9 protein-coding genes and 1 pseudogene are annotated in these 8,880 nt (G+C 63.3%); 9 read left to right on the forward strand and 1 reads right to left on the reverse strand.

From position 1 onward, the window contains the following. Window positions 1-184: 184 nt before the first annotated feature. The 9 genes from GM676_RS21620 (at window position 185) to GM676_RS21660 (ending at window position 8,250) form a co-directional block, all read left to right on the forward strand. Window positions 185-1,873: a methyl-accepting chemotaxis protein gene (locus GM676_RS21620; protein WP_155466000.1), complete on the forward strand. Its 1,689-nt coding sequence runs from the start codon at window positions 185-187 to the stop codon at window positions 1,871-1,873. A 13-nt stretch (window positions 1,874-1,886) separates the two neighbouring features. Beyond that, a complete protein-coding gene (gene cysC, locus GM676_RS21625) occupies window positions 1,887-2,501 on the forward strand; it encodes an adenylyl-sulfate kinase (protein ID WP_155466001.1) in 615 nt (204 codons plus the stop codon). 4 nt (window positions 2,502-2,505) lie between these two features. Beyond that, window positions 2,506-3,483, forward strand: a complete 978-nt coding sequence (locus tag GM676_RS21630; protein WP_155466002.1) for a hypothetical protein — start codon at window positions 2,506-2,508, stop codon at window positions 3,481-3,483. Beyond that, the gene (gene chrA / locus GM676_RS21635; protein WP_155466003.1) at window positions 3,473-4,708 is read left to right on the forward strand and encodes a chromate efflux transporter; all 1,236 of its coding nucleotides are present in this window, start codon (window positions 3,473-3,475) and stop codon (window positions 4,706-4,708) included. The genes GM676_RS21630 and chrA overlap by 11 nt, the downstream gene beginning before the upstream one ends. A gap of 10 nt (window positions 4,709-4,718) precedes the next feature. After that, window positions 4,719-5,834: a sulfotransferase family protein gene (locus GM676_RS21640; RefSeq protein ID WP_155466004.1), complete on the forward strand. Its 1,116-nt coding sequence runs from the start codon at window positions 4,719-4,721 to the stop codon at window positions 5,832-5,834. A gap of 146 nt (window positions 5,835-5,980) precedes the next feature. Then, window positions 5,981-6,568 carry a response regulator transcription factor gene (locus tag GM676_RS21645; RefSeq protein WP_155466005.1) on the forward strand — a complete coding sequence of 196 codons (588 nt, stop codon included), beginning with the start codon at window positions 5,981-5,983 and terminating at the stop codon, window positions 6,566-6,568. A 105-nt stretch (window positions 6,569-6,673) separates the two neighbouring features. Further along, a complete protein-coding gene (locus GM676_RS21650) occupies window positions 6,674-6,949 on the forward strand; it encodes a BrnT family toxin (protein ID WP_155466006.1) in 276 nt (91 codons plus the stop codon). 7 nt (window positions 6,950-6,956) lie between these two features. Further along, window positions 6,957-7,115 (forward strand): hypothetical protein, encoded by a 159-nt coding sequence (locus tag GM676_RS21655; protein WP_155466007.1) that lies wholly within the window; start codon window positions 6,957-6,959, stop codon window positions 7,113-7,115. Window positions 7,116-7,701: 586 nt separating this feature from the next. Further along, a complete protein-coding gene (locus tag GM676_RS21660) occupies window positions 7,702-8,250 on the forward strand; it encodes a hypothetical protein (protein ID WP_155466008.1) in 549 nt (182 codons plus the stop codon). 513 nt (window positions 8,251-8,763) lie between these two features. On the opposite strand, the pseudogene GM676_RS21665 reads toward GM676_RS21660, so the two are convergent. After that, a pseudogene (locus GM676_RS21665) lies at window positions 8,764-8,880 on the reverse strand (IS30 family transposase); the annotation flags it as partial.

The raw sequence follows: 8,880 nt of genomic DNA on the forward strand, positions 1-8,880 counted from the left end.
CGCCACGCCCCACAACACCCATATCTACAGTTTCCATAAGGCAACGTCAATCTTTTTCTCTGTGTTGCGCGCATGCCGAAAGTGACTAATGGAGACAATTCAACCGCCAACGCTCCCTAACATGGATTTATGCGAATCGCGCATGTCGTTATGCGCTCGGTGCATTTTGAACTAGGGGAAAAACATGAAGTTGCGAAACATGACAGTGGCCAAACGGCTGGGTGTGGGCTTCGGCCTGGTGTCGGTCCTATTGCTGGTGGTGATTCTGCTGGGCCTGGCCAGCATGCGGCAAATCCAGGCGCGCATGATCGAAATTACCAAAGTGAACGACGTGGAAACCCGCCTGGCGCAGGCCATGGACCTGACCGTCACGGAACGGGCGCTGGCGCTGCGCAACCTGATCCTGCTCAAGGAAGAGAAGGAAATCCAGATTGAAATCAAGCGCATCGGCGACCAGGAAAAGAAATATGTCGACGCCATGAGCAAGATGGCGCACATGTTCGACGATGTCAGCCTGACCACCGCCGAAGAGAAAAAGCTGCTGGAACAAATCCGCCAGCAAGGCGATCTGGCGGCGCCGTTCTACAAGCAGGCGCAGGAACTGGCGCTGGGCCAGCAGCAGGACGAGGCGTATCAGCTATTGCGTTACAAGTTCCGTCCCGTGCAAAAGAAATGGTGGGATCTGATCCGTGAACTGATCGCGCTGGAGGAAAAGCAGAACACCGAGGCGGTGGCGCAGGCCGAAACCGCCTACGACAGCGCCCGCGAGCAGATGCTGATCGCCGGCACCCTGGCGCTGCTGTGCAGCGTGGTGGCCGCGTGGCTGATCACCCGCAGCGTGGTGCGCCAGCTGGGCTGCGAACCGGAGCAGGCGGCCGCCATCGCCGCCGAAATCGCCGCCGGCAACCTGACCGTGCCGATCCACCCGCGCCGTGGCGACGAGCACAGCCTGCTGCACGCCATGCGCGACATGCGCGACGGCCTGACCCGCATCGTCGGCCAGGTCTACACCAGCAGCGACACCATCGCCAGCGCGGCCGGCCAGATCGCCAACGGCAACCTCGACCTGTCCTCGCGCACCGAGCAGCAGGCCAGCACGCTGGAGGAAACCGCCTCCTCGATGGAGGAGCTGACCAGCACCGTGCGCCTGAATACCGACCGCGCCCGCCAGGCCAACGGCCTGGCCACCTCGGCCTCCGACGTGGCCGCCAGGGGCGGCGCGGTGGTGGCCCAGGTGGTGGACACCATGGCGGCCATCGACACCTCGGCCCACAAGATCGTCGACATCATCGCCGTGATCGACAGCATCGCCTTCCAGACCAACATCCTGGCGCTGAACGCCGCCGTGGAGGCGGCGCGCGCCGGCGAACAGGGCCGCGGCTTCGCGGTGGTCGCCAGCGAGGTGCGCACGCTGGCCCAGCGCAGCGCCGCCGCCGCCAAGGAAATCAAGGAGCTGATCGGCGACTCGGTGGACAAGGTACAGGCCGGCAACAAGCTGGTCGAGCAGGCCGGGGCCACCATGGAGGAGGTGGTGTCGAGCGTCAAGCGCGTGACCGACATCATGTCGGAAATCATGCTGGCCAGCCAGGAACAGTCGGCCGGCATCGAGCAGATCAACGACGCCGTGACCCAGATGGACGATGTCACCCAGCAGAACGCGGCGCTGGTCGAGGAGGCGGCGGCCGCCGCGCAAGCCATGCAGGACCAGGCCAACAGCCTGAACGAGGTGGTCAGCATCTTCCGCCTGGCCAACGTCGCCCAGCACGCGCCGGCCGCCACGGTCACGCCGCTGGGCCGGCACAAAGCGGCGCCCCGGCTGACGCACGGCGGCGCCACGTCGCGCCGTCCGGCGCACGCCATGGAACACGCCTGAGCCGGGAGCACACATGGGCAGCATCGAAAAACTCCAAACATCCCCCCAAGTCTTCTGGCACACCGGCGCCGTCACGGCCCACGAGCGCCTGCAACAGCTGGGCCAGCAGGCCGCCACGGTCTGGCTGACCGGCCTCAGCGGCGCCGGCAAATCCACCCTGGCGTACGCGCTGGAACGGCGCCTGTGCAGCGAGGGCCGGCTGGCCTATGTGCTGGACGGCGACAACCTGCGCCACCACCTGAACAGCGATCTCGGCTTCACCAGCCGCGACCGCCGCGAAAACATCCGCCGCAGCGCCGAGGTGGCGCGGCTGCTGAACGACGCCGGCCTGATCGTGATCTGCGCCTTCATCTCGCCGCTGCGCAGCGACCGCGAGCTGGCCCGCACCATCATCGGCCCGGACAACTTCATCGAGACCTATGTCAGCACGCCCTGCGCCATCTGCGAGGAGCGCGATCCCAAGGGCTTGTACCAGAAAGCCCGCGCCGGCCTGATCCCGGAATTCACCGGCATCTCCGCGCCGTACGAGGTGCCGCTGGAACCGGCGCTGGCGCTGGACACGGAACAGCTGACCATCGACCAGGCTTGCACCCGGCTGCTGCAACATCTGGGGCCGCGCCTGCGTTGACATCATGGATTACGACATTTTCAACGGCGACGCCGATGGCCTGTGCGCGCTGCACATGCTGCGCCTGCACGCGCCGGCGCAGCGCGCACTGATCACCGGCGTCAAGCGCGACATCGAACTGCTGCGCCGCGTGCCGGCCGTGGCCGGCAGCGAACTGCTGGTGCTCGACATTTCGCTGGACGCCAACGCCGCCGAGCTGCCACGCCTGCTGGACGGCGGCGCCCGCCTCACCTGGTTCGACCACCACGCGGCCGACCGCGCCCCCGTCCATCCGCACCTGCGCCTGCATTGCGACGAGGCGCCCGATGTCTGCACCAGCATCCTGGTGGACCGCCAGCTTGGCGGGCGCTACCGGCCATGGGCGGTGGCCGCCGCCTTTGGCGACAACCTGGGCGCGGCGGCGCAGGCGCTGGCGGACAGCATCGGGCTGGACGCCGAACGCAGCGCCGCGCTGGCCGCGCTGGGCCAGACGCTCAATTACAACGCCTATGGCGAGTGCGAGGCCGACCTGCACATCGCCCCGGCCGCGCTGTACCAGGCGCTGCATGCATACGCCGATCCGTTCGACTTCATGCGGACCCCGCTGTACCGCGAGCTGCACGCATCCTATCGCGCCGACTGCGCCCGCCTGCACGCGCTGCAACCGCACTGGCAGCGGGATGGCAACGCGGTCTACCTGCTGCCTGCCGCCGCCTGGGCGCGGCGCGGCAGCGGCGTGCTGGCCAACCGTCTGGCGGCCGACTCGCCGCAGGCCGCGTTTGCCGTGGTACTGACCCGCAGCGACGGCGATTACCTGATCAGCGTGCGCTCCGGCCAGCCGCTGGCGCGCAGCGCCTGCACGCTGTGCCGGCAATTCCCGGGCGGCGGCGGACGCAAGGCGGCGGCCGGCATCAACCGCCTGCCGGCCGCCGACCTGCCCCACTTCATCGACCGCTTCGGCACCTATTTCGCGCCGGACGCGCCCTGCCACCATGCCGCCTGATCCCGTCACCCTGCCAGCGCCGCCGTCCGCCCGCGCGGCCGCCGCGCCGGTCAGCCTGGCCCTGCTGGCCCTGCTGTTCCTGCGCATCGGCTGCACCAGCGTCGGCGGCTTCATGGCCATGGTCTCGGTCACCCAGCAAGTGCTGTGCGAACGGCGCCGCCTGCTGGCGCCGGCCGAACTGCTGGACGGCCTGGCGCTGGCTTCCGTGCTGCCCGGCCCGGTGGCCGTGAACGTGGCCGCCTACGCCGGCTACCGCCTGCGCGGCGTGGCCGGCGCCGCCGTCGCCATCGTCTGCGCCGTGCTGCCGGCCTTCCTGTGCATGGTGGCGCTGGGCACGCTGTACCTGCGCTATGGCAGCATGGGCGCGCTGCGGCCGGTGTTTCACGGCATCGCACCGGCCATCGTGGCCATCGTGCTGGCGGCCGGCTGGCGCCTGTGGCAAAGCGCGGTGCGCGACCGCCGCCAGGCCGCGCTGGGCATCGGCGCCGCCATGGTGATGGTGGCGCTGCCCGGGCTGGCCACCACGCTGGCCGTGATGGCCATCGCCGCCGCCGTCGGTTACCACTGCTATGGCGCCGCCGCCACCGGCGCGACGCCGGCCAGCGCGCCGGCCGCATCCTTGCCCCAGGCGGGACGCTGGCGCTGGCCGCAACGGCTGGCCGCCCTGCTGGTGCTGCCGCTGGGCACGCTGGCGGCGCTGAGCGCCTCGCCCATCCTGCTGCAATTGCTGGGCGTGTTTTCCAGCATGAGCCTGCTGGCCTTTGGCGGCGGCTATGTCTTCATCCCGCTGTTGCAACACACGGTGGTCGACGCCTATCACTGGCTGACCCCGCGCGAATTTGTCGACGCCCTGGCCATCACCCAGCTGAGCCCCGGCCCCGCCATGATCAGTTCGGCGTTGGTCGGTCTCAAGGTGGCCGGCCTGGCGGGCGCGGCGGCGGCCAGCATCGGCATGTTCGTGCCCAGCGCGGTGCTGATGATCGCCGCCAGCGGCGCCATGCAGCGGGTACGCGCCAGCGGCTCGGTGCAGGCCGCGCTGAGCGGCATGCGCGCCGCCCTGGCCGGCATGGTGTTCGCGGCCGCCGCCACCATCGGCCGCGCCCATCCGCTGGAACCGTTGACGGTGCTGTGCTGCGCCGCCGCGCTGTTCGCCCTGCTGCGCCTGCGGCTGGACGCGGCCCTGATCGTGCTGGTCGCCGGAGGCGGCGGCTGGCTGTTTTTCTAAGGAGACAAGCATGACCCATACTTCCCCTGCGGGCGTTCGTCCGCGCCCCGTGATGATGATCCCGCTGCGCCGCTGCGGCAGCCACGCGCTGCGCCTGCGGCTGAACATGGCGCCGCAATTCTATTCGCCGTATCCGCTGCACATCGTCGACTTCATGCCGTTGCTGCCGCTGTATGGCGACCTGCGCGACGACCGCCATTACTTCCGCCTGGTGACCGACCTGTGCGGCTTGCAGGCGGTCAGCATGGTCAAGTGGCCCGGCATGGTGTTCGATCCGGTGGAAATCTTCGAAACCCTGCGCCACCAGCCGCGCAGCATCCACCGCGTCCACTGGGAGCTGCTGCTGCGCGCGGCCGAACACCAGGGCGCGCGCGTGGTCATGGACAAGTCGCTCGACAATGTCCATTACGCGGACGAGCTGATGCAGCTGCTGCCCGACATGCTGTTCATCAACGTGGTGCGCGATCCGCGCGCCCAGGTGGCGTCGATGAACCGCGCCATCATCCACGACTTCGACACCCGCCTGAACGCGGAAACCTGGCTGGCCGCGCAGCGCGCCGCCGACCACGTGATGCAGCGCTACCCGCAGCGCGTGCTGACCATCCGCTACGAGGACTTCCTGTCGCAGCAGCGCGCGACGCTGGAGGCGCTGTGCAGCTTCCTCGCCATCGACTTCCTGCCGCAGATGCTCGACATCGGCGCCTCGCAGGAAGCGCGGCAGATCGCCCAGCTGTCGGCGCTGTGGTCGTCCAACTGCTATCCGCCGATCGTGGCCAATATCGACAAATTCCGGCAGCAGCTGTCGGCCGACGACATCAATGTGATCGAAACGCTGACCGGCGGCTACATGGACCGCTATGGCTACACCCGCCTGGCCAGCGGCGACGCCGACCTGTCCGCCGCACAGCGCGCCGCCGCCGTGGCGCGCTCGGACGCCGGCCGCGAACGCGCCTGGCGCGACCTGGAGCGGGACAACTTCCGCGACTATGTGTTGCGCCGTTGCCGCGCCGACTACCTGGCCCAGCTGCGTGCGCGCCTGAGCCAGCAGGCCACGCAGCCGGCCCGCGACAGCGCGCCGGTCACGCTGAGCGAACTCGATCCGGCCGCCTTCGAAGTCAGCGACTGAAGCGCCGCAGTCTGTTTCCTGTGCCGGACTGCGCTAAAATGCGCTCTGGCGCGGAGCCCGTCCGCGCCGGCCCGCCTGGCGGGACCGAGATTAACGTTTCGTGCCGGCGGCGACGCCGCCGGCAACGGCACAGGAGACAACACAAGATGCTGCATATCGTCGACGATGAAGCGGTCGTGCGCGACTCGCTCAGCTGGCTGGCCACTTCGCGGGCGATTCCCGCGCGCGCCTACGAATCAGGCGTGCACTTTCTGGCCCAGATCGGCGGCGGCGTGTTCGATGCGGATGGCGACTGCGTGCTGCTCGACGTGCGCATGCCGGACATGAACGGCGTGGCGGTGTTCGACCAGTTGCTGGCGCGCGGCCTGGCGCAGCGCATGCCGGTGATCTTCCTGACCGGCCACGGCGACGTGCCGATGGCGGTCGACACCCTGAAGCGCGGCGCCTTCGACTTCTTTGAAAAACCCTTCAACGACAACCAGCTGATGGACCGGGTGCAGGAAGGCCTGGCCAACTCGCGCCGCGCCGGCGAGCACGCCGCCGTCCACGCCCGCCTGGCGACCCTGTCCACGCGCGAGCGCGAAGTGCTGGACCTGATCCTGGCCGGCAAAATGAACAAAGTGGTGGCCGACCAGCTGGGCATCAGCATGCGCACGGTGGAAGTCCACCGCGCCCACATCTTCGACAAAATGCAAGTCAAGACCGCCGTCGAGCTGGCCGGCCTGCTGAAATGAGGCCGGCGGCCCTCGTCCCGAGCTACACCGCAAGCAATAAATCGCACCTCACCCCGCTTGATTCACATCAAGCGGCGGCCTACCATGAAGTGACAACATCGTCTCATGATTACATGGGACGAAAAGAAACGCATAGCCAACCTGAAAAAGCATGGCGTTGACTTTGCTGATTTGGGCAAGCTGTTTGATCGCTTCATGTACAGCGAAGAGGACACCAGCGCCCACTATGACGAAGTCCGCGTCAAGAGTTTATGCTGGCATGAGGACCGCGTAGTGCGCCTCATTTGGATCGACCGGAACGACAGCGCCCGTCTAATTTCATGCAGGAAGGCCACAAATTATGAAACGCGAACCTATTTCGAAAACGCCCCCTTTAACTAAGGAGCAAATGGAAGCCGCAATCGCCGCAGCCCCGGCTTACGTCTACGATCCTGACGTTCCCTACGATCCCAACAATGAAGAAGAAGTCCGGGCATTCTGGTCAAAAGCAAAACTCGTCATGCCCGGCGAGCATCGCTTTCAACAACATGGTCGAAAAAACGACTAACGAATAAAAATAGAGAAAGAGATCAAAAGCGGACTACTTTGAAACAGTATTTCACCTAAGCTCAGATTGGCGCCGAAATTGCCGCTGCTCCTGAGCACATGGATGATCCCGAGTCGCCTTACGGCATGGACGATCCTGAAACAACCAAGCCTCTGGTCCAAGGCAATACTCACGTTCCCGGGTAACCATCCACATCAAGATCCGTTGTGGAGAACCAGAAGTAAGCATCGCTTGCCGTGCCGCCCCGAGAAACCTGGCACTAAAATAGTTCTCTTCCTGCGCATGAACGTGAAACGCAAACTGACGCCGAAGGGCTCCGAAACTAAAGCAGACTTAAGCTCATACAAACGTAACAACCGTCTGCCTCCCCCAAGGCACCGGCGGTACCCGCCCAAAATGCTATCTTCGCCCTTCCTGCCCCCATGAGTGTGAGACTGAGATTTTTGTAAAGCCAGCTAACTGCTGTCAAGATACGATACTTTAAGTGTCATTTTATGATACTGCATAAGACGCATTATATTTACAAATTAATAATGGTAGAGTTGGGATAGGAATTTTCTTCAAATATTTCGGAGCTAGCCAAGTAATGAGAACAGTCATAGCTATTGTTATTCTGATGACCCTTATTTCACATTCGGCGTTAGCGGAAGCCGAAAAAATTCCAACGATTGAGCCGGGCATCTACACACCAAACGCTCCCTTCGAGACAGTAAAACAATCCTTCTATGTTCGAGAGCGCGAACGACCATTGCTTTCCACCATTTTGGAAGCAGACACATCTATTGCTGTGTTTTTAATCGACCTTAATCAGGCAGTTTCAACCGAATCAATACAGACTATCCGCTCAATTCTTCCCAACGCAAGCAAGCAACTACGTCCGCCACCCGTCGCGACTTTTGATCAATCTACCAGATACTATTCTGCCAGCCTCTACTGCTGGAAAAGTGAAAGTGAAGGTCAACTGGAATTCTTTGTCGATTGGGGAGATATTACAACCAATGCTCGCTATACCGACTCCTACATTTTTGTTAGACGTGGAACATTATGGTATTTTAAGGAGCACGGAAAAATTGCGCCTAGGCATTGGATACAAAGTGAGCGCTATTTTCAACGAGCTTGCCCTCAGAATCCGTAGGGTTTGATGATGACTTTAACTGTTTTCATATCCCTTGCCGTAGCTGGCCTTTGTTTCGTGCCAAGGCCATATTGGAGGCACTGATCGCGGAGCTGCCACCACGCTCAGTATGTCACCGTAAAGCTGCATAGAGGCCAACAGGACCATGAGCGTATGCAGACAAACGCACAGACGCTAGCCTTGGAGTCACGATTTGCCTCTCTTACGTAGTACGCGGCAGAAGCTCCAGCTGCTACTTGCACGAATTGGAGCATTTCAACGATCTCAGCGAACTTCCCATAACGACTGCCTATTCCGATGCCGAGCGCGCTAAATTGCGAGGGCTGGATTTGATACACTTTGTCCAAAAATTTGGTCGCATTTTGGACAAGCGCTGTGCGCTTTTCGTACAGGTTTCAATCACTCGTTGCGTTAATTTCGAAAACAGTTTATACCGATTTTCCTTTTTCGTGCCGCCGAAATTTTCTTATCCATTTACCACTCGAAATTGTCTGTACGGTTTTGGCTGTGGATTCAACCGGTCGACGCAACACATCGTTCAAATCGTTGAGCCGGCGTATCGTAGTCTAGCGTCTTTCTTGGTCGACCGTTTAACCGAATTGCCACCGCGTCCAGTTCTCCCTGAGATAC

The sequence above is a fragment of the Duganella radicis genome (genome assembly GCF_009720825.1).
GTDB classification, from domain to species: domain Bacteria; phylum Pseudomonadota; class Gammaproteobacteria; order Burkholderiales; family Burkholderiaceae_D; genus Rugamonas; species Rugamonas radicis.

Excerpts from the sequence above, each read along its gene's own strand:
- GM676_RS21655 (WP_155466007.1), top strand. The coding sequence starts at position 6,957 with ATGGAAGCCGCAATCGCCGCAGCCCCGGCTTACGTCTACGATCCTGAC.
- cysC (WP_155466001.1), top strand. The coding sequence starts at position 1,887 with ATGGGCAGCATCGAAAAACTCCAAACATCCCCCCAAGTCTTCTGGCAC.
- GM676_RS21620 (WP_155466000.1), top strand. The coding sequence starts at position 185 with ATGAAGTTGCGAAACATGACAGTGGCCAAACGGCTGGGTGTGGGCTTC.
- GM676_RS21640 (WP_155466004.1), top strand. The coding sequence starts at position 4,719 with ATGACCCATACTTCCCCTGCGGGCGTTCGTCCGCGCCCCGTGATGATG.
- GM676_RS21650 (WP_155466006.1), top strand. The coding sequence starts at position 6,674 with ATGATTACATGGGACGAAAAGAAACGCATAGCCAACCTGAAAAAGCAT.
- GM676_RS21645 (WP_155466005.1), top strand. The coding sequence starts at position 5,981 with ATGCTGCATATCGTCGACGATGAAGCGGTCGTGCGCGACTCGCTCAGC.
- chrA (WP_155466003.1), top strand. The coding sequence starts at position 3,473 with ATGCCGCCTGATCCCGTCACCCTGCCAGCGCCGCCGTCCGCCCGCGCG.
- GM676_RS21630 (WP_155466002.1), top strand. The coding sequence starts at position 2,506 with ATGGATTACGACATTTTCAACGGCGACGCCGATGGCCTGTGCGCGCTG.
- GM676_RS21660 (WP_155466008.1), top strand. The coding sequence starts at position 7,702 with ATGAGAACAGTCATAGCTATTGTTATTCTGATGACCCTTATTTCACAT.